The 296-nt window shown below is 41.6% G+C and carries 1 pseudogene; it reads left to right on the top strand.

Annotated elements, in window-relative coordinates:
- Nucleotides 1–296 (top strand): annotated as a pseudogene (locus AAEZ00_RS20930) (hypothetical protein); the annotation flags it as partial.

Below are 296 nucleotides of genomic sequence, written 5' to 3'. Positions count from 1 at the left end.
ATTCCAGATGAGACGAGATATTTTGCTGGCGCTTTTTGGCAAAACTCATTATTACGTCTTAAAGAAGGTGATGAAGCCGAAGTGATAATTGATGCCATGCCTGGACAAGTGTTTAAAGGCAAAGTTGCCAAAATACTCCCAGCTATGGCAGAAGGTGAAATTCAATTTAGCGGAAATTTACAGTCATCGAATAAGTTGTTTCAACGCGGTCGAGTATTGGTGTTGATTGAGCTAGAAGATGACGCAATAAGACAATCATTGCCAGCAGGTGTCGCAGGGCAAGTGGCTATTTATAC

It is taken from the genome of Shewanella sp. S1-49-MNA-CIBAN-0167 (assembly GCF_040310145.1).
Classification (GTDB): domain Bacteria; phylum Pseudomonadota; class Gammaproteobacteria; order Enterobacterales; family Shewanellaceae; genus Shewanella; species Shewanella psychromarinicola.
The sequence above is the reverse complement of the archived record's forward strand: the minus strand, read 5'-3'. Positions and strand labels throughout refer to the sequence as shown.